Origin of the sequence: Paenibacillus sp. RU5M, assembly GCF_900221055.1 — a bacterium.
Lineage (GTDB): Bacteria > Bacillota > Bacilli > Paenibacillales > Paenibacillaceae > Paenibacillus > Paenibacillus marchantiae.
Genome location: NZ_OBQM01000003.1, coordinates 697,890 through 717,008, shown reverse-complemented (window position 1 = coordinate 717,008; position 19,119 = coordinate 697,890). Strand labels below are relative to the sequence as shown.

Sequence of the window (19,119 nt, the reverse complement as noted above, 5' to 3'; positions counted from 1 at the left end):
TATTTGGTGCTAGTTTGGAATATATTATATGTAAATGGGAAGGTATCAGTTTGGATAATAGGTTATAAGAGTTTTAGAGGTTTCTTGTATATTTTATATAAACATTGATTTTATGGGGATGAAAGCGCAATCAATAATTTGGTTTAACATATAATCTTAGCTTCTGGCTAAATCCAAAAACATAGAGAACAAATCCAAACGCTTAATTTCATACATCATAATATAGCCCACAGACAGTTGTCAAACATTTTTTTGGCTTTATTTGGATTAAATTTGGCTAAATAAAACAAGAAAAACCCACGTGGATGTATTCCTCGTAGGTTTTATATTAAAGTTATCTGGATTCATATGTAACAAAATATCACACAACTATCTAGTCATTCGTACGATTTGTACGATCATAAACAGATGATTCCCTCACAATAAGGGTGCTGGGCAACAACACTTTATGGAGAGATGAATAACGTCCTTCCAGATAATCGTTAATTAATTGTGCTGCTACTTTGCCGATTTCATATTTTGGAACTTGCACGGACGTCAGAGGTGGGGTTGTATACTGCGCCATAGAAATATTATCCATGCCCACGAAAGCTATATCTTGAGGAATACGGCCATTTTGTTCAACCACTGCCCGCATCGCAGGAATAGCGAGCATATCACTTGCACAAAAAATTGCCGTCGGCCAATCAGACTTGGGCGTCTCGGTCAGGAGATCCGTCAATCTGCTGTAGCTGAGATTCACATTCCAGTTGGTGTTGATAATCCAATGTTCATTCAGACTCAGGTTTGCTTCCAGCATGGCAAATTTATAACCGACGTATCTTTCTTCGCTCTCTATTTGTTCCGAATATGCGGGGCCACCGATAAACCCAATCCGGGTATGGCCTTGCTCGATCAAATGACGGACTGCTGTGCGGGCAGAAAATATTCGGTCACAGTCAACGACCGGTACAGTAAGCCTTTCGTCATTGAGACTTACACCCAATACAGTGATATTCTCTTGCTCAAGCAGCTCAAACAATTTTTCATCGTACCAGCTGATTGCGACTATACCTTGAGTACCCGTTTCCTGAAGCATCATCTTTATCCGTTCAGTGTCACTAAGTTCTTCGCAAGTGCGGACAATTGCTGGAGGCAGTCCCAGTTCCGTCATTTTAACGTGAAAACCTGTCAGTACCTGTGAAAAGTACGGATGATCATCCATCAAAATCTGTGGCACGATACAAGCTATCCGTTTGGCTGAGGTAATCTCTTTGCCAATGGATTTGGAGGATTCATCCAAATTGTATCCCAACTCAAGAGCAGCTTCCCTAATTTTTCGCTTTGTCCCTTCATTGACCGGTCGATTGGTATCATTGCTGATCGCACGCGAAACCGTTGATATGGATACGCCTACACGTTCTGCGATATCTTTTAATTTTGGCATTACAGCACCTCCCCTTGCTCTCTTCATTTGGAGCCAAAATTTATGTTTAGCAATGATCATATCATAATATTGTAATATTTTGGCGTCAATTAAACAAGCCGCCATACAAGTACCGTTATACTGTCAACACGCGATTTTTGCCACTTTTCATAAGCTTTTAAATTGTTTGACAATCTGTACGATAAAAAAGCCTCCGGTTTCCCGGAGGCTCATCGAATACTAGTTATTTTACCGCGATCACTTCAATCTCCACAAGTCCGTCCTTCGGCAGCTTTGCAACCTCAACGGCGCTACGTGCCGGATAAGGCTCCGCAAAGAAAGTCGCATATACTTCATTAACAGTTTGGAAATCGTTCATGTCTTTTAGAAATACCGTCGTTTTCACTACATGCTCCATGGCATAATCTGCAGCTTCCAAAATTGCCTTCACATTAGTTAGCGATTGCTTCGCCTGCTCCGATACAGAATCCGGAAACTCTCCTGCAGCATTCATTCCAAGCTGCCCGGAAGTAATCATCATATTCCCAAATTGTACAGCCTGTGAATAAGGACCGATAGCACCTGGAGCGTTTGAAGTTGCGATTGATTTTCTCTCTTGTTTTGTCATAGAAATTCTCTCCCTTTATCCACGCATTAATACGCTTTTTTTTTTCTGTTACACAAGCGAGGAGTGTGATCCCCCCTCTTATAATGATTTGGCTGCTTTTGCATCATCATATTCCTTGAGCATTTCCTGCTGCTGCTCTGGAGTCAGCTTGGTGATTCCAAAGCCTGTAAAACCCCATATGATCGCAAAGATAATACTCGTCCAGCAGAGGACTGCCCAAGGCAAATATGACAGAGTTGCGACGCCAAGCGTACCAGCCATATAAGCCCCTGCTGCGGTCCACGGTAAGATCGGTTCAATAATGGTAGCGGAGTCCTCAATGGTTCTACCCAGGTTCTTCGGATGCAGTCCGCGGCGAATGTAAGCCTCTCGCAGCATTTCACCAGGCATCAGGATCGATACCTGCCCATTACTCGTTACCCCGATCATCGTCAGACCGGTAGCAATTGTTGCCAAAATTAGCGATCCTGTCGAATGTACAAATTTAAGGATCTTACCTACAATCAATTCCAAAGATTTGGTCAACGAAATGGTACCGGCGAAGGTAATGGCACAGAAGCAAATCAACAATGTTCCCATCATGGAGTTCATCCCACCGCGGTTCAGCAACCTAGGAATATCTGAAATCACTGTAGCGGCATCGAAGCCTTGAACGTTAATCATAGCTACATCGAATCCATTAATGACGGAAGAAATTACATCATGCAGTGTGAAGCCTTGAAAGATCATGCCACATGCCATTGCTACAAAAGAGGAAATCAGCATCACCGGTATGGTAGGTTTTTTGCGAATTGAACCGTACAATACGATCAATACCGGAAGCAGTAATAATAAATTCCAGTTGAACACTGTACTTAAAGTATCCATAATCGTAACAACCTTCTCAGGAATAGCCATATCCGAGCCACCGCTATTAAAACCAGTGATTAAGAAGACCGCTCCAGCTACGATAAATGATGGGACCGTGGTATACAGCAAATGACCTATATGTTCATACAAGTTAACTCCTGTTGACAGCGCTGCCAAGTTTGTTGTATCTGATAAAGGGGACAGTTTGTCTCCAAAATAGGCTCCAGCTACGACTGCACCTGCAACAGCAGCCAGATTTGCATCCAGACCAGCTCCTACTCCCATAAATGCTATCCCGATCGTACCTGCCGATCCCCAAGAGGTTCCTGTACATAAGGAGACAATGGAAGTGACCAAGAATGCCGTAATCAGCAAAAATTGCGGATTAATAATATCAAGTCCATAATAGATCATCATCGGTATCGTACCGCCGATCATCCAGGCGCCAATCATAAAACCGACAGTAATCAGGATTAAGATAGCCGGCATGGTCTTTGCGATCTTTTGTGCGATGGAATTCATAATGTCGTCATAGTTGTGACCCAGCTTAATAGCGATAATTCCGGCAACTACTGTGGATATAATGATTAACGGCTCAGGCGGCAATTCGAATAGAACATATCCTAAACATAACAGTAAAACCATAGTAACAATCGGTAATAAAGCTAAAAACAGAGTAGGTTGCTTAACCGTCTTTTCCTTATTTGGCATAGCCATTGTAAGGTTCCCCCTATCGATGATGTAAGAAGTTATCTGTTACTTTAAAGGGTAATTGCTGACCATTCGCTCAAAAGCCTCTTGCAATAGTGCCCTAGGAGCACCGAGATTCAGGCGAATAAATCCTTCGCCATCCACGCCAAAGGACGAACCAAAACTGACGCTAACCCGGCTCTTTTGTTGAATCCATTCCATTAAATCGCTTTCATTTCTGCTAAGGGCCGTACAATCTACCCACAGAAGGTAGGTTCCTTCTGCTCTCACTATTTTTAGTTCAGGCATATGCTCAGCAAAAAAATCTTCCGTAAATGAAATATTGTCCTTAATATAAAATCGAAGCTCGTTAAGCCAATCATCACACTCCGTATAAGCCACTTCCAAAGCAGGGATGGCAAAAAAAGTAGGATTATGAATGCCGGCCTGTCGTAACCCAAGTTGGAATCGCTCTCTTAACTGCATATTCGGGATCACAATATTAGAGATTTCAAGACTTGCTAAGTTAAAGGTTTTACCTGGCGAAGTGCAAATAATGGAACGCTCCGCAATCTGCTCTGATAATTTCGCGATAATCGTATGCTCATGTCCTTCGTGAATAAAATCGGCATGGATATCATCCGATACGAGCAGGGCATCATAACGAATGCAGAGCTCGGCTATACGTTCCAATTCCTCCTTTGTCCATACACGCCCGGTCGGATTATGTGGAGAGATTAACAGAACAATCTTGACCCCTGCACTCATTTGGCACTCCATATCATCAAAGTCGATCTCATATCGTCCATCTCTAAGCAGCAGCCGGCTTTCCACTAGTTTTCTATGATTAATTTCAACAGCATTAGCGATAGGTTGATATGTCGGAGTATGCATCAAAATTCGGTCACCAGGTTCTGTGAATCTCTCGATTATAATCGATACAGCCTGTACAATTCGCGGGCAGAACACAATCCATTCTTGCGGTACATCCCATCTGTAAGCTTTATCAAGCCATTGTTGTACGACCTCATAATACGGAGGGAACGCATCGGTATATCCGTAGATTCCGTGCCGCGCCATCTCGCTCACCTTATTCACGACTTGAGGAGGCGCTTGGATATCCATATCCGCAACAGAGAGAACGATCATATCGTCCCCCAAACTGTTCACAACCCCGTCCCACTTCGCGCTATTGGTACCTACTCTGCTAATCACTTGATCAAAGTTATAGCTCATGTATCTCACCTTCTTGTTTTCCATCTGGATTTCTGTTTATTTCAGCTTTTGTAAATAGCGATATACTGTAGGTTCAGATATTGATAAAGAATCTGCTACCTGTGAAACGCCGCCTTTCAGTAAAAAAACTCCAAGCTCGTTTAATTCGCGTACAACTTCAATCTTCTCCTGCGATGACAAACGTTCCGGCGGAATTTTTAATTTGCCAATAACCGAAGTTATCATATGCTGCAGCAGATCATCTGCATTTCCCTGCAGGTACTCCGTTGTTTGCTTTTCTTCCTTCGACTTTTCAGCAGCAGCAGGCATTACATACGGGTTAGGTCCTCCTTGTAAAATATGTTGAACCCATTCAGCCGCTACTTCCATATGAGTAACGTCTATATTCAGGCAGAGCAGCCCAACCAGCTTATTCTCATCATTTTTTATATAGTAGGTAGACGATCGGAAACTCTGACCGAATTTGCCTGACGCTTTGTAGTTGGCTATATACTGTTCCTCATGATAAGCTTCCGATTTGAGGATTTTCAAAACAAGGTCAGTGGATGCATCGCCTACTTCACGTCCGCTAATATAACCGTTCTCAATAAAAACAATAGAGTGCTCCGGATCACTGATATCATGTACGACGACTTCACATTTAGGTCCTATAATTGCCGCAATAAATGAAGCGATCGGAAAAAATCTCTCCAGATACTGCCGATTCTCACTCCCCATCAATTCGAACTCCCTTCTCTTCATTCAACAATGTATTTTTATTGTACAAATAATAAATTATTATCTTAATAAAATATTATCACACCTATAAAACGCTTTCAACTTTTTTTTTAGATGACCCTCAATTAAACAAAAAAAAGCCTGCACGATCACTCCTGTGACCTGTGCAAGCTTCTCACTCATTTTCTCGAACATTGAGTCAATAACACAACTGAATTACAACGCGTTATTTTTCCCAAAGCTCAATCAGTCGACCTTCAGGATCTTCAATCCAGACAAATTTTCCATATTCACTAATCTCTTTTTTCTTAACAAGAGGTACCCCAATATGTTCAAGATGTTGAATAGTCTCGTTTAGATCATGCACTTGGAAATTTAACATCACTTGTTGTTCTGTCGGAAAATAACTGTCATCCTCCGAAAAGAAAGAAAAGATAGTCTCATTACCTGGTTCGGGTTTGATCACAGTCCCATTCCAATTTTCTATTTCAATCTTCAGCACATCACTGTACCATTTTCTTATCACTTCAAGATTTTTAGTTCTCCAGAAAATCCCTCCGAAGCCTTTTATCATCGTTTCCAGCTCCTGTCTATCATTTAAATATCCATTAGATTAGATATATCCCGAATCCAACAACCTTAATCACCTAACAGGATGCCCTCAACGCGCTATGGCATTATGAGATGTCAGACCTTCATGCATCAGCTGCATTTTACTGCTCAGATTTGTTATCTTTCTCATTGCCGCGTATAAAATTCCCAGTAATCTTTGCCATGACTAACTGTATTTCCTTATGATCTTTACCTTCAATTGAATTTAAAAATTTATTACTTGCCTTGCCGGATAATATTGAAACTTGCTTTCCATTCCAGTATATAAAGACTTTATTGTCCTACGTTAATTTATAAGAGAAAACTTCCTCACTCAGTCTATTTCGCTTGTCTATATTACTAATATGAACAACTCCCTTCTTAACTCATCCCCAGGTTTCATCAAGATGTTGTGCATAGTATTGGATCGGTCTGCTAAAATACTGAAGTTTTTCATCTGAAGTTGTTTCTAGCAAATTAGCTAAAAGAAGTTCAGTTGATTCTTTGTATTTTCCCGTATTATAAAGAGAGATCGCCAGAAACACTTGAAGGCCTCTATGATCAGGGAACTCTTTTACACCTCGACGCAATGTTTCCTCTGCTTCCTGATAAAATCCTAAATATCGATATGTGCTTCCCAGACCAAGCAAGGCTCTTTCAAGATCCGGCCCGGATAGTCCTTGTTCAATAGCTCGAACATAAAATGGAATGGCTTCTTTTCCTAGTCCTGAATTGTCATGAGCAACAGCCGTCTGAAAATTGATTTCCGCATCGTCTGGGTAAGTGAAAAGCAAATCTAAAAGCATTGTACGCGCTTCAGCAAGTATCGCTTGATCCTGCTTAGCTCGTCCCTCTTCGCGAAGTTGTATGGCCTTATCCAAAAGTTCTCTTTTCATTTTTACATTTACCTCTCTTTTTGAAATCTTGGATATAATGTTATCTGACGTAAACCTCTACTGTGCATTAGCTATAATCTTCTTTGTTAAGTTAAACTCATGACGGCATTCATAGTAATAACTTTTGAGTTTATATCCCCCAGCTTTAAATACAGGCTTATGTTGATACCACACTATAATTAGCGTTCCTTCAAAAAGGATTCTACGAAGGATATAAACTATTCTGTTAAAAAGAACGTTTCTATTTTGAGCAAATTGTTGAAGCGTTTCGGATTGAAACTGAACATGTTTCTCCTCATCACTTAAAATCTGATTACATAAATCGATTAATACTTCTGACTTTGTAGATTTTTGCAAGGCTTTATAGTACAACTTAGCAATGATCTCAGCAGTTAATAGAACAATGACTGATTGTTCTAGACTCGCATATCGACGTAATCTTCTAAATACATTGTCCACCCAATGTCTACGAAGGAGCGGGATTCCCTGTACCTTCATAAATCTGCCTAGATCTCTAGCGTGCCTCTGTTCTTCTTTAATGAATTCTATAAGTGCTTCATAGTAATCCTGATCTTGTGTCTGATGTACATATTCTTGCGCACGTTTAATTAGATATTTACCTTCAGAGTTTTCTCCTAATTGAAACTGTTGAATTGACTTAATGATTATTTCTCTTTCATTAGTTGTTAATTTATAGTTGTCATCCCAATGAATATATTTGAGGTTTTGATTATTTCTCCGATAATATTGCACCCATTTCGAGAAAGTGATATTCATTATTTGCTCCTAAAATGTAATAGGTTTATGTCAGATAACCGTTTTGTATTGACGACGTCCTGGCCCCTTAGAGTCGCTGCTTATAGTTGTGAGGCTTGCCGAACACCTAATGCAGTAACGTCCCGATGGGTTTAGCGGGCTGGATGGGCTCACTCGCTTCTCAGAGTGACCCCGAGCAATGTTAGTCGACAGAAGTTTTGGAAGCAGCCATTGCATTTAAGGCGTTCTCAAAATAGCTATATACTTCATCTGCAATTCCCAGAAACTCTTCAACAAGTACATCACTATCCAAGTAACAAGCATACAGATAATCAACTAAAGCGGAGTCAATCTCACAATAGTTTAATATGGCATTCTTCATCTTAATAATATCATCTTGCCATACCCCTGTATGTTCTAAAACCAAAGAGTATAATGCACGAATTAATCTCTTAGAGTAACCTTTAATATATCTAGTTTTCATAGTGTTATCACTAGCATTAGAAAGTGAACGATGTACACGATCCACTTCCTCCTTGGTCTCTGTATTTAAGTCTAAAATGAATTCTGGAGAAATCATGATCGGGGGTACTTTTTCACCAATGTCATCCCCATGTATGCAAACACAAATGATCTTAACCCAAAAACCCCACTCATGTGGTTTACTTAATACATCGTCAATCGAGCAAATAATCGTATCGATCTTAGTTAGGACTGGATATTCTTCCAAAAGCCTGTCTTTAATATTTGACAATCTTTCGTAATCAACATCTTTGGGATTTACACATACAATAGTAAAGTCTGCATCTGACTTAAAAGGTGTAGCCGTTCCTTTGGGAATCGAGCCACACATATAAATGCTATGAATCTTACCTTTAAATTCGCTAAGTATAAGATCTACATACTTATCAACAAAATCCTTATATTCATTTTGTATTACAATTCTATTTATAACTTTTTCTAATATCATATAGACTCCTCCTAAAATAAGAACTTCTTTCGGCTAACGTTGTTGTATTCATGACGCTTGGCAAATGCCAAGTGTGTCCGGCAAGCCTCTGCTTCCCTGAAATACTTCTGCAGGACCGAGGGCGCATGCTCGATGCGTGAATATATTGTTATCTGATTTCAGGGTAATCTATGAATAACTTTCAATAATGTTTCAACTATGATCTTCAATCAGTATTAACTTCTTATCTTTCATTTGAAATATTGATTTCCCTTGAAGTTTTAATGTTTCTCCTGCCTTCATTCCATTAGGGAGATCACTGGACAATATTCCCTCATAATCAATGTCAACCTCTGCTTTATCTCCTGCCAAAATAATGTTCTTTATTACTTGACGCCTTTGAGAAAATACCTGAATTGACTGCTCTGCTAATGTGCGAAATTCCTGAATCCCCTTTGTTTCCGAATTCACTTCACCTTTAGAAATGTTTCGAAAATGAATATTTTCATTCAAAACTCCTATCATTCCATCAATGTTAAACGTATTATATGCGCTCAGGTATTTTTCAATAAGATCTTTTAAATTTGAGTTCTCCAAGTCGAATCACACTCCTAGATTTTGATATTACATATTTGTCCTGATTTTAGATAACGTTGCTGTATTCACGAATCCGAGAGGCTCAAAGGAACGTAGCGACTGGGTCCGTCAGGACCTAGCCTCTCAGTGGGTCGCCTGAGTCCGCTTCCGTTCTACTGAATTTCGCCTCGTTATGAATCTGCTTCTCTTGTTCCGGTCGACCCAGGGCCTCACCAGGCCCGCAGCGTGAATATAATGTTATGAGATGTCATCGACTCCAATGAAATACAAGAATATTATTAAATCCGGTTTTATTTCAATTAGAGTTTAATAAACTTATAATTTCGCTAAAACCTCATCAATGTTATCCCATTCATAAATTAATTCATTTAGAACTTTTCCTCCGATTATTATTTGAATTGATTTACATAATTTAGCTCCATAATGTTCATAGAAATATCGTGTATTATTATCTTCTAGAACTTCAACAAATATCTTTTGATAGCCTAAGAATTTAAATTGTAGAAATAGTTGTTTAAGTAATTCTTTCCCTAAACCTCTTCCGTGATATTCCTTAAGTATGTATATAGATGTTAAATCACTAGAATTGGCTATTATATTTGTTTCTCTCTTCCAAGAATCTGCAAATCCAATAATTTCTCCTTCTGGGTTTTCTGCTATAACTACAAAATTATCTTCTCTTTCAATATTTTCGATCCATAATTCAGTTCTTTTTTTATATGATAGATTATATAAGAATTCATCTGGAATAATACCTTTGTAAGTTGTTCTCCAACTATCCACATGAACTTTTGCAATGCCTTCTGCATCATTAATCGTTGCTTTTCTTATTTGCATAATAACCACCTCATAAGATTGTTAAAACGAATATTTCAAGCACTTAGCCATAACTGTATATAATGAGTAGCATTATACAGTTCCTATCTTGTAATTTATTTACGGTGATTTCTCATAACTTTCTTGTATTCACGAAACGCCCCGGCCTTAGATAGCTCTTATCTTAGGCTGGGGCGTTTGTTGACTGAGATTTCTTCCATAATTATACACATTTCAATCAAGGGGCGATAGCCCTACAGCTTGAATAGTGTGTTAAACGCAGTTGCTGACTTCATCGAATTATCAAATATTTGCTTTCAGTTTGTTTTATATGATGCAGCATATGGTTTATATTCTATAAAATTGTCTATTAGTTTGAATAGATTCTCCCAATTATCCATCGAAATACTCCAATCATCAGGAATCCCATTGAAATAGATAACATTCATCCCGTGATGCATTTATGACCCGATATGGCCTTCTTTATCCATAACCATTGGCAACACGCTTTCCTCGAGACACAAAAAAAGACAAGGCTATCTAAATGGTATCGATCATAAAAAAGTACTGGAAAAGGAGAGAAGCATATTAGGAATAAGTAAATGGCATACAGGAAAACATAAATCAGGGAACTTCATTAACTAACGGATCTAGGAGGTCGGCAAATGGCAAAGTTTTTCGTTTTAATAATAATATTATTGGTGGCAGGCTGTTCGTCCCATAACAATATGATGCAAAAACAAGTGACTCCTGAGCAAAAACAAATTTCAATTCATGATCATGCTGCTGCACCAAACTCTGTCCTCACACAGGCATCATCAACAGCTACATCTTGGCAAGAGAGATCTATTACAACAAAAGAAGCCCAAAATGGAATTCCATTGGATTTGTTGGATCTGGTTCGAACACCGGATGGAAATCCAGTAAACCAGGCACCTGCAGGAAATCCTGAAAATAAGGAGCCAACAGGACAAGTACAGGAAGGTAAAAAAAATACTACGGATAAAACCGATTTTGAGCAGCAGGTTCTGGATCTAGTCAATCAAGAAAGGGCCAAAACAGGATTAAGTTCCTTGAGTAGGAATGAAGAATTGTCAAATGTGGCTATGGTCAAGGCACAGGACATGTACAACAACAGTTACTTTGATCATAATTCGCCAACACATGGATCCCCCTTCGATATGATGAATGAATTCGGGATCACATATAATACCGCTGGAGAAAACATCGCAAAAGGGCAAACCACCCCTACTCAGGTTATGAAGGAGTGGATGAATAGCCCTGGCCACAAAGCAAATATACTGAATAATAGTTATACTCATATCGGTATTGCTTATTATAACAACACATGGGTTCAGGAATTTACTGGGTAGCGCCTTTCATCTCCCAACAATAAAGTATCAAAAACCCGCAATTTATGTCAGGTTTTTGATACTTACAGATCCTGCATACGCCACCAGTTTTTTTGTTTCCTCGAACCGGATTAAATTGTAAATCTTATCCATCTTCATCTTATTTGCATTAATTTCACCTACCCTTTTTATGTGATAGATTGTCAAACCAAGTGCGACAGTTCCTCTGTGAAAGATTCGTGAGCGGTTTTCCAACCCAGACATTTCCGAGGGCGACGTAGATACTGTGTTATCCAATGGACTTGCCTTCTTGATTCTGCTTTCATCGTCTTTACTTTTGTTTTCATTCGTTTATGTATTCTAGGACTTTTGACAAGTATTCTGCGATTGGTTTCGATGAATCTACCACTATATAATTCTCTTCTTCTGGTTTTTTACTGTTTATTAAAGCTCTATAAAAACCTTCTTCTGATGATGGTGCTTCGATTTGACTCAAAAGTCTTTCTCGATTTTTTAATCGATTTCGAATTAATTCAATGTCTTCGACATAACATTCCACATACTTATATTTCTTTTTGTGTTTTCTCGCTAATTCAAGCCCAGTTTCTAATAAATTGCTGTACAAACAAGGACTATCCATGATCACGCTATGTCCATTCGATAAATAATAATCCACCAACGACCAATCTACATCATAGGACAGTTGTCCTATTACTTTACCTTCCATTGTGTATCCTTGTGATGATAGCGATTTTAAGATTACTGTTTTAGAAATGTCATGATCAACAATGACAGCCCCAGTTGTTTGGCTAATCTGTCTTGCTAATGTCGACTTTCCTGAACCAGGGAATCCTGACATCTGTAAAAAAAACATACATACACCTCTATCTTAATTAATAGTATTTGCGAGTCTTTCGGATAACGTTCTTGTATTCACGAACCCCAAAGGGGTTGTCTGCTGAAATTCCTCTTCGAAATCCATCCAGCAGACCAAGGCTGCGTGAGGAGCCGCTGTTTGAATATTATGTTAGACGAAGTACTTGACTTCTTCGATTTGCTTTCAAATTTTCATTTTGTTTACTTGTACTTCCATTAAAATAGATTTACTTCTTTCTTTTGTTACCCTCTTAAAACCACACCGTTTGTAATATCTTGATAGTCTACTTGAACTGTTAAAGTCTAACTGAGATTCTGAAAGCTTTGACTGCATTGGCTTAGCAATTAAGAAAACAATACCTTGAGCATTTCTTAACAAATACTTGAATGTATGGTTAATCAACTTTATTCCAATCTCTTCCCCTCTAAAATTAGGGTGAACATCTAACCGTTGTATATAGTATAAACTTCCAAAATGAAAATGTTCATTGTAAACATCTTCATCAACTATTTGATCTGCCCTTGCACCAATTATAGCGTGATCCCCATCTAGAACATCTAACCAATTAAACCATGATGTTTCCATCTCCTTTTTCCAATTATCTGGAAATTCAGTAATGTTTAAACTTGCAATTATTATTTGATTATCTTCTACATAGTATTTAGCTTTAATTTGATTCTCAATCTCCTCGGTTAAAGAGTATTCCAATTCAATAAGATCAAGTGGATATACAAGTTTTATAGAGTGATATATTGGAGTATATTCATCAAGCTTTATCTCTGGGAATTCGAACAGCCTACCATATGTCACCAATTTAACTTGAGGTGAAATTTCAATTTTCATTAATCCGTTTTCAAATGTTTCAAATTCAATATACATATCGTATTAATCTCCTTATTTTTCAAGTATTTCGGATAACGTTTGGGTATTCACGAACCGAGAGCCTTAAGTGACTGGAGGGAACGGGTCGTCAGACTTAGGCTCGCAGGACTTGTCCGCTGAAACTACTCCCCTGCCAAAATCTCCTGCGGACCGATGGAGTTAGAACGACGCGTGAATACTTTGTTAGACGATGTTATTTTCTTCTTTGCACCACTTACAACTTATCTCCTTTGTACCAATTAAACTTATTAATGATCTCTTTTGCTGCTTCATGGATTTCATTACCTCTTGAAAATCGTTCAGTATGATAATAAGGCTTACCGGTTGGAGTACCATTTTCCGAATTAAAGTCATCTATAAATCTCCATACGTACTCATCACATGCGTCAACCGAGTTGCCAATGTATGTATCGAAATGACTTACTTTAATGTTATTAGGATTTGATTCATTCTTAAAACTTACCATATAAGCATTACTTTCTCCAACTAACTTAATTGAGATAGATTTGCTTAAATACGCATTCTCCTGTTTAATAGAGCAATAAAAAGTTATGGAGTATTCATTGGCAGTACCACCAACCCACGCAGACCACTTGTAGTCATACGCTCTATCAACTAATGTTGTTACTAATTGTTCAAATTCTTTAATTTTATATTTTTTCCAATTAACTTTCTTGTTTTTTACAAACTTTCTCCAGTTATCTTGTGTTATTGCTTCTGTTTCTTCAATGCCAAATATAGTAGCTAATTCACTAAAACCACTTTCATAATCACTTCTGAAATCTGCAAATCTGCGATCTGATAAAAAATATGGTATCTGACATTCTCTATAAAAAATCGGCAAGACAAAAACTTTTTTTGTTTGCATTTGCTTTACCCATGCAGCCCCTAGCTCACTCTTAACCCACTCTGAATTTAGCGCTTCTGGTGATAATACTATCCCTAGAAATTCGTTCTCTCTAATTCCCTCTTCAATTTTCCATGTAATAGAATCACCGATTTTTATTTCCCACTTATCAAACCAAACATTAACACCTATTCTTTTTAAATCTCTTGCAAGTTTTTCTACAAATGGCTTGTCAATACTTGTATGACTAAGAAATATACTAGGCATTTTTATTTCTCCTTTTATTTGCAAGAATTTCGGCTACCGTTCCTGTATTCATGAACCCCGAAGAGGTTGTCTGCTGAAATTCCTCTTAGAAATCCTTCTCACAGACCAAGGCTCCGAAGGAGCCGCTGCTTGAATATTATGTTAGATGATGCTCTCACTTCTTCGAAAAGCTAACAATTAAGATTCTATCTGTCTATTCTCGAACTCATCTAAGTTTAGTCCATTCTTCAATTTCCATTCTTTCCTTCCATTCATAGAACTGTTTCTGACTATAGCCGCTGCTGCAGAGGGAGATTTAAAATCAACATCCTTACACAACTTAAAGTAGCTCCCACTCTCTGAGGATTCAAAAAAATTATCTTCTTCAAGTTGTTTTCTTAACTTTGCATAATTATGACTAGCAAAACTACTAACATTATCTTTCCTAATGTAGGAACCTGCTAGTAGTCTATATGTTCCTTCTACGATCACAAGTTTCGCTTCCTTAGCACTCTCTCCTTTAGGGCCAGGAACACTCATATAGAAATAGTCGCTTTCTCTTTTGGTATTCTCAATTTTTTGATGATTCACTTCAGTCTTCGTAAAGTCTATAATCCCCAAATTATTTAGCACAAAAATAATATTTTCATTAAAGTCACTCATATCATCGCACTCCGAAATAGGCAACTTTGAACCTGGTGGTGTGTTTCCGTTAGTTGTTTCAATAGTTGTTTTATTCTTTAAAGCAATGTCATAAAGTTCTCTCTCAAGGTATCTAACATGTGACTTTGTTAAATTGGCATCTTTACTTATGAATACTACAAAATCGTTCCACCAATCTTTTTGCTTAAACTGGTCTGCCATTCGTTTATTTACTTCATCGGCTTCACCTATGTAAATCTTCTTTTGATAAGAATCTTCTATTTCAGAAATCAATATGTAAATACCCGGCGAAGCCAGTTCTTCAATGTCTTGGAGCATTTGCACGTGTTTTCTTTGACCAATGTATGCTTTGCCTGTCCAATTACTAAGCTCGGCCGTTTTTAAGCTCTTGTATTTCTCTCCCATAATATAAAGTTTGATCGACTTCCCTCTCATTATTAAAGTCTCCTTATCAGCTAAATGGTATTTGCACTTTTCAACTCTTGAGAGTTTCATCTAACATCTAATCTATGTACTTCGTAGATACCACACATCCTGCATGATTTCTGAACTACGTATATGATAACCTAAGCAGTGGTATTTGCGAAGAAGAATTTGGTGAAAAAGGGAGATTTAACGATCAATCTCCCAAATCCAAATGATCCAATGGGCTCTGAATACGCTGAATATTTTTCGTACTAACATGCGTATATCGCTGTGTTGTGCGTGCACTCGTGTGACCAAGTAGTTCCTGAATATAGCGCAGGTCTGTTCCGTTTTCCAACAAATGAGTAGCAAAAGAGTGCCTCAAGACATGAATACTAACCATTTTCACAATGTCTGCACGTTGTCTGGCTTCTTCAAACACCTTCTGCACACTCCGCTCGGTAAGATATCGCTCTGAAGATTGCCCTGGAAAGATCCAACGAGTTGGTCTATATTCAGTGACGTATTTCTGCACCATATCCCACGCTAGACTCGATAGGATCGTTCTCCGATTCTTTTGCCCTTCCCCTGTCTCACGATGAGTGTTTGCCTTTCAATATCAAGATCGCTGCACCGCAAACGCACAACTTCACTTACACGAAGTCCAGAAGAATAGGTTAGAAACAATATGGCCTTATGTTTAGGGTTGGTTACGGATTTGAGCAATTGAGCGACTTCCTTTTCCGACAATACTTGCGGAAGCTTGGTCTGCTTTTGGGGACAAATAAACTGGATTTCCGTAGGGTGATGGAGTACATGTTTGCAATAGAAGCGGAGCGCGCTAATCGTCTGATTCACGCTTGAATGGGAGATCCCTCGCTCAAGCAAACCTAAACAATACGTCTGAATTTTAGAAGTAGTCACATCGGTATCTTTAAGGGGAAAGCTACTCAGAAAACGTTCGACCTGATTACAAAATGCTTTAATCGTTTTGCGGCTGTATCCTCGTAACTTTAATGGCTTCTGTAACGGCTCTTTGCTCCATGGATGGTTTGCCTTACTAGCTTTCCATTGCTGTAAATTCTCATTTTCAACCCACAACTCTGGGGTAATCAGAACGTCATCTGGATCAAATTGATTCATGAAGTCCTGAAGAGCAGCTATGGTGTATGGGATGATCCACACTTTTTGTTTGGCTTCCCACGTTCTTCCATTAATCCGACGAATCCGCTCAATATATGCAGGGTTATATGGGATATGAATGCGCAGTAACTCAGAGGAACCTTTAGTTATGGTAATCGTCTTTTCAGTAGTAGCATATTTATTCATAGGAAACTCTCCTTCGTTTGGATAGGTTATGTTTTTGACCCAAATTCGGAAAACAAAAAGGAAGGCCCTTCTTCATCCACTAGGGAATCAGACGACCTTCCGATGCTTTCGGAACATATATGTTTTGATAAAAGGTGAAGCACAGCGCGGCTTGTGCAGTGGCAAGCCGCGTAAGGATGAGGTGCTGCTCCCAATGGGGCAGCACCTCACGGGATTGCACCGCGGCCATAACCGCGGTGCTCAACGTTTTAGCACCAGAACGGCAAAGCCATGGTGCTTCCCCCACTGCATGCAGCCATCGGCCATGCAGCTCCCCAATGCCGCTGCACCTACATGGCAGCGGCTTCTTCTCCCAGCGGCAGCGTGTAATACTGCGCCTGCTGCCCTTCATGCTGCTGGTACACTACGACCAGCAGCGTCCGGCCTTTCGCGGCAAGCGGGCTGGCGCCAGCAAGCACACGCTCAAGCCGGAACGGAAGCACATCCAATACGGTGTGCTTCTGCAGTTCTTTTTCGCCGAGACCGAGGTCGGCGAAAGCACGGGCACCCATGACCGTCTGTGCGGTCATGGCTGTGGTCATCGGCAACGCACGCGAAGCGTTGCCGTCCACCGTGTCCGCCGCTCCATCCGCGGCGGACCATGTTGCGTCGCCCACAGGAAGCGACGCCGCACCATCGCTGCCGATCACACCCGCCGCATCCGCGGCAGAGTCTTCTCCGGCAGCAGTCGAACTTCCCGCAGCGGCAACTGCACTCGTGCCGCTGCTTTCCAGCCACGCCGTGCCTGTGGCACCGGCAATACGCGGCAGGCGAACGTCTTCCGGACGTTCAGCCAACGTTTTCATATAACCCGCCCACTGATCTTTCTGGAGCGGATCTTCCCACCAGATTTTGCGTGGTTTGTACTTGTGGCCGAGGAAGTAATCCAGCTTCATCAAGCCGAGCACAATATCCATATGCGGCGTGTTGCGCGACTCCAGGAAGCTGTGCAGACGGGTGAACAGATTCTCCAGCTGGTGACCGATCTTCTGCCAGCCCTGACCCTCCCAGTAATCCCCGAACGCCTGGAAGAAATCAAATGGCGAATCGAACTCTTGCTCCATCAGATACTTCAACGTATGGTCCATCCGATGTGCGTTCCAGTATTTCTCCAGCACATCCTCCAGCCGCTTCAGGCGTACGATGTCGCTGAACGGCAGCACGTCACTTCCCAGAATCTCATACGGCGCGTGATCCATATACGTGTAGTTGTACTTTTCCGCATCCAGACGCAGACCGGTACCACGCAGCATTTTGAGGAATCCAAGCTGAAGCTCTTCCGGCCCCAGTGCAAATACATCGTTAAACGTCTTGCGGAACGTATTGTAATCTTCCTCCGGCAATCCGGCGATGAGATCCAGATGCTGGTCGATTTTGCCGCTGGCTTTGACCTTGTTCACGGTACGACTTAGCTTCGAGAAGTTCTGGCGGCGTTTCACCAGTTCATTCGTTGGATCATTCGTGGACTGAACCCCAATTTCGAACCGGAATGTGCCCGGCGGCGCATTCTCTGCCAGATAGTCCAGTACCTCGGGACGCATGATATCAGCCGTAATTTCAAACTGGAACACCGTCCCCTGATGATTCTCGATCAGGAATTTGAACATTTCGAGCGCATAATCCCGCTTGATGTTAAATGTCCGGTCCACAAACTTGATCAGCTTCGCACCCTTCTCAATCAGGTACAGAATGTCCGACTTTGTCCGCTCAATATCGTAATACCGCACGCCGACCTCGATACTGGACAGACAGAACTGACAACTGAACGGGCAGCCCCGACTAGTCTCAAAATATACAACCCGTTTCCCGAGCTCCGGGATATCCTCTTCAAAACGGTGCGGTGACGGCAAATCATTCAGATCCGCTTTTGGCCGTCCCGGCATGAGAATGACTTCTTCCCCTTTGCGATACGCCAGTCCATAGACGAAGTGGAACTTCTTGTCCCCCTCCAGCTCCGTCAAAAGCTGATGCAGCGTCTCTTCCCCTTCACCCATCACGATGAAATCGACATTGGGAATCCGGTTCATCCAATATTCCGTGTCGTAGGACACTTCCGGCCCGCCGAGCAGAATTTTCACCTCAGGCATAACCTTTTTCAAAATATCAATGACCTTGATTGTCTCTTCAATGTTCCAGATGTAACACGAGAACCCGATCATGTCAGCACCGCGCTGATACAGATCGGACACGATATTCATGACCGGGTCCTTAATCGTATACTCGGCCAGCTCAATATCAAAATCCTTCTCACTGTACGCCTTCAGACACCGCAAGGCCAAAGAGGTATGGATGTATTTTGCATTTAATGTAGAGAGAATAACTTTCATGGTTCACAACCTTTGTCTGGAC

At 40.5% G+C, this 19,119-nt stretch carries 18 protein-coding genes and 2 pseudogenes; 1 reads left to right on the top strand and 19 read right to left on the bottom strand.

Annotation, left to right across the window (positions count from 1 at the left end; translation table 11 throughout):
* Positions 1 to 373: 373 nt before the first annotated feature.
* From CRO25_RS13890 to CRO25_RS13835, 12 genes and pseudogenes are all read right to left on the bottom strand, one after another.
* Positions 374 to 1,426 carry a LacI family DNA-binding transcriptional regulator gene (locus CRO25_RS13890; protein WP_079695358.1) on the bottom strand — a complete coding sequence of 351 codons (1,053 nt, stop codon included), beginning with the start codon at positions 1,424 to 1,426 and terminating at the stop codon, positions 374 to 376.
* A 223-nt stretch (positions 1,427 to 1,649) separates the two neighbouring features.
* Positions 1,650 to 2,033 (bottom strand): RidA family protein, encoded by a 384-nt coding sequence (locus tag CRO25_RS13885; protein WP_079695357.1) that lies wholly within the window; start codon positions 2,031 to 2,033, stop codon positions 1,650 to 1,652.
* A gap of 78 nt (positions 2,034 to 2,111) precedes the next feature.
* Positions 2,112 to 3,599, bottom strand: a complete 1,488-nt coding sequence (nhaC, locus tag CRO25_RS13880) for a Na+/H+ antiporter NhaC (protein ID WP_097115769.1) — start codon at positions 3,597 to 3,599, stop codon at positions 2,112 to 2,114.
* A gap of 39 nt (positions 3,600 to 3,638) precedes the next feature.
* Positions 3,639 to 4,808, bottom strand: a complete 1,170-nt coding sequence (locus CRO25_RS13875) for a MalY/PatB family protein (RefSeq protein WP_079695356.1) — start codon at positions 4,806 to 4,808, stop codon at positions 3,639 to 3,641.
* Positions 4,809 to 4,844: 36 nt separating this feature from the next.
* Positions 4,845 to 5,525, bottom strand: a complete 681-nt coding sequence (locus CRO25_RS13870) for a transcriptional regulator (RefSeq protein WP_079695355.1) — start codon at positions 5,523 to 5,525, stop codon at positions 4,845 to 4,847.
* Positions 5,526 to 5,751: 226 nt separating this feature from the next.
* Positions 5,752 to 6,099: a VOC family protein gene (locus CRO25_RS13865; protein ID WP_076290119.1), complete on the bottom strand. Its 348-nt coding sequence runs from the start codon at positions 6,097 to 6,099 to the stop codon at positions 5,752 to 5,754.
* Between the two features lie 139 nt (positions 6,100 to 6,238).
* A pseudogene (locus tag CRO25_RS33860) lies at positions 6,239 to 6,481 on the bottom strand (hypothetical protein).
* Between the two features lie 21 nt (positions 6,482 to 6,502).
* Positions 6,503 to 7,012 carry a tetratricopeptide repeat protein gene (locus tag CRO25_RS13855; protein WP_079695354.1) on the bottom strand — a complete coding sequence of 170 codons (510 nt, stop codon included), beginning with the start codon at positions 7,010 to 7,012 and terminating at the stop codon, positions 6,503 to 6,505.
* 57 nt (positions 7,013 to 7,069) lie between these two features.
* A complete protein-coding gene (locus CRO25_RS13850) occupies positions 7,070 to 7,789 on the bottom strand; it encodes a ferritin-like domain-containing protein (protein WP_079695353.1) in 720 nt (239 codons plus the stop codon).
* Between the two features lie 181 nt (positions 7,790 to 7,970).
* Positions 7,971 to 8,738 (bottom strand): nucleotidyltransferase domain-containing protein, encoded by a 768-nt coding sequence (locus CRO25_RS13845; protein ID WP_079695352.1) that lies wholly within the window; start codon positions 8,736 to 8,738, stop codon positions 7,971 to 7,973.
* Positions 8,739 to 8,930: 192 nt separating this feature from the next.
* Positions 8,931 to 9,314, bottom strand: coding sequence for a nuclear transport factor 2 family protein (locus tag CRO25_RS13840; protein ID WP_079695351.1), 384 nt, complete (start codon positions 9,312 to 9,314; stop codon positions 8,931 to 8,933).
* A gap of 315 nt (positions 9,315 to 9,629) precedes the next feature.
* On the bottom strand, positions 9,630 to 10,151 hold the full coding sequence (locus tag CRO25_RS13835; protein ID WP_079695350.1) for a GNAT family N-acetyltransferase: 522 nt from the start codon (positions 10,149 to 10,151) through the stop codon (positions 9,630 to 9,632).
* A 644-nt stretch (positions 10,152 to 10,795) separates the two neighbouring features.
* Here CRO25_RS13835 and CRO25_RS13830 point away from each other — a divergent pair.
* Positions 10,796 to 11,503: a CAP domain-containing protein gene (locus tag CRO25_RS13830; protein ID WP_079695349.1), complete on the top strand. Its 708-nt coding sequence runs from the start codon at positions 10,796 to 10,798 to the stop codon at positions 11,501 to 11,503.
* 322 nt (positions 11,504 to 11,825) lie between these two features.
* Here the strand turns inward: CRO25_RS13830 and CRO25_RS13820 are convergent, their stop codons facing one another.
* From CRO25_RS13820 to CRO25_RS13795, 7 genes and pseudogenes are all read right to left on the bottom strand, one after another.
* Positions 11,826 to 12,356, bottom strand: coding sequence for an AAA family ATPase (locus CRO25_RS13820; protein WP_079695348.1), 531 nt, complete (start codon positions 12,354 to 12,356; stop codon positions 11,826 to 11,828).
* A gap of 186 nt (positions 12,357 to 12,542) precedes the next feature.
* Positions 12,543 to 13,238 carry a GNAT family N-acetyltransferase gene (locus tag CRO25_RS13815; RefSeq protein ID WP_079695347.1) on the bottom strand — a complete coding sequence of 232 codons (696 nt, stop codon included), beginning with the start codon at positions 13,236 to 13,238 and terminating at the stop codon, positions 12,543 to 12,545.
* A gap of 217 nt (positions 13,239 to 13,455) precedes the next feature.
* Positions 13,456 to 14,355, bottom strand: coding sequence for a toll/interleukin-1 receptor domain-containing protein (locus CRO25_RS13810; RefSeq protein ID WP_063563989.1), 900 nt, complete (start codon positions 14,353 to 14,355; stop codon positions 13,456 to 13,458).
* 177 nt (positions 14,356 to 14,532) lie between these two features.
* On the bottom strand, positions 14,533 to 15,432 hold the full coding sequence (locus CRO25_RS13805; RefSeq protein ID WP_079695346.1) for a GIY-YIG nuclease family protein: 900 nt from the start codon (positions 15,430 to 15,432) through the stop codon (positions 14,533 to 14,535).
* 184 nt (positions 15,433 to 15,616) lie between these two features.
* A pseudogene (locus CRO25_RS33855) lies at positions 15,617 to 16,545 on the bottom strand (tyrosine-type recombinase/integrase).
* Positions 16,546 to 16,810: 265 nt separating this feature from the next.
* Positions 16,811 to 17,122 carry a hypothetical protein gene (locus tag CRO25_RS33035; RefSeq protein WP_143806545.1) on the bottom strand — a complete coding sequence of 104 codons (312 nt, stop codon included), beginning with the start codon at positions 17,120 to 17,122 and terminating at the stop codon, positions 16,811 to 16,813.
* Positions 17,061 to 19,097 carry a B12-binding domain-containing radical SAM protein gene (locus CRO25_RS13795; protein WP_079695345.1) on the bottom strand — a complete coding sequence of 679 codons (2,037 nt, stop codon included), beginning with the start codon at positions 19,095 to 19,097 and terminating at the stop codon, positions 17,061 to 17,063. The genes CRO25_RS33035 and CRO25_RS13795 overlap by 62 nt, the downstream gene beginning before the upstream one ends.
* Positions 19,098 to 19,119 lie beyond the last annotated feature (22 nt).

Excerpts from the sequence above, each read along its gene's own strand:
- CRO25_RS13890 (WP_079695358.1), bottom strand. The coding sequence starts at position 1,426 with ATGCCAAAATTAAAAGATATCGCAGAACGTGTAGGCGTATCCATATCA.
- CRO25_RS13885 (WP_079695357.1), bottom strand. The coding sequence starts at position 2,033 with ATGACAAAACAAGAGAGAAAATCAATCGCAACTTCAAACGCTCCAGGT.
- nhaC (WP_097115769.1), bottom strand. The coding sequence starts at position 3,599 with ATGGCTATGCCAAATAAGGAAAAGACGGTTAAGCAACCTACTCTGTTT.
- CRO25_RS13875 (WP_079695356.1), bottom strand. The coding sequence starts at position 4,808 with ATGAGCTATAACTTTGATCAAGTGATTAGCAGAGTAGGTACCAATAGC.
- CRO25_RS13870 (WP_079695355.1), bottom strand. The coding sequence starts at position 5,525 with ATGGGGAGTGAGAATCGGCAGTATCTGGAGAGATTTTTTCCGATCGCT.
- CRO25_RS13865 (WP_076290119.1), bottom strand. The coding sequence starts at position 6,099 with ATGATAAAAGGCTTCGGAGGGATTTTCTGGAGAACTAAAAATCTTGAA.
- CRO25_RS13855 (WP_079695354.1), bottom strand. The coding sequence starts at position 7,012 with ATGAAAAGAGAACTTTTGGATAAGGCCATACAACTTCGCGAAGAGGGA.
- CRO25_RS13850 (WP_079695353.1), bottom strand. The coding sequence starts at position 7,789 with ATGAATATCACTTTCTCGAAATGGGTGCAATATTATCGGAGAAATAAT.
- CRO25_RS13845 (WP_079695352.1), bottom strand. The coding sequence starts at position 8,738 with ATGATATTAGAAAAAGTTATAAATAGAATTGTAATACAAAATGAATAT.
- CRO25_RS13835 (WP_079695350.1), bottom strand. The coding sequence starts at position 10,151 with ATGCAAATAAGAAAAGCAACGATTAATGATGCAGAAGGCATTGCAAAA.
- CRO25_RS13830 (WP_079695349.1), top strand. The coding sequence starts at position 10,796 with ATGGCAAAGTTTTTCGTTTTAATAATAATATTATTGGTGGCAGGCTGT.
- CRO25_RS13820 (WP_079695348.1), bottom strand. The coding sequence starts at position 12,356 with ATGTTTTTTTTACAGATGTCAGGATTCCCTGGTTCAGGAAAGTCGACA.
- CRO25_RS13815 (WP_079695347.1), bottom strand. The coding sequence starts at position 13,238 with ATGTATATTGAATTTGAAACATTTGAAAACGGATTAATGAAAATTGAA.
- CRO25_RS13810 (WP_063563989.1), bottom strand. The coding sequence starts at position 14,355 with ATGCCTAGTATATTTCTTAGTCATACAAGTATTGACAAGCCATTTGTA.
- CRO25_RS13805 (WP_079695346.1), bottom strand. The coding sequence starts at position 15,432 with ATGAGAGGGAAGTCGATCAAACTTTATATTATGGGAGAGAAATACAAG.
- CRO25_RS33035 (WP_143806545.1), bottom strand. The coding sequence starts at position 17,122 with ATGAAGGGCAGCAGGCGCAGTATTACACGCTGCCGCTGGGAGAAGAAG.
- CRO25_RS13795 (WP_079695345.1), bottom strand. The coding sequence starts at position 19,097 with ATGAAAGTTATTCTCTCTACATTAAATGCAAAATACATCCATACCTCT.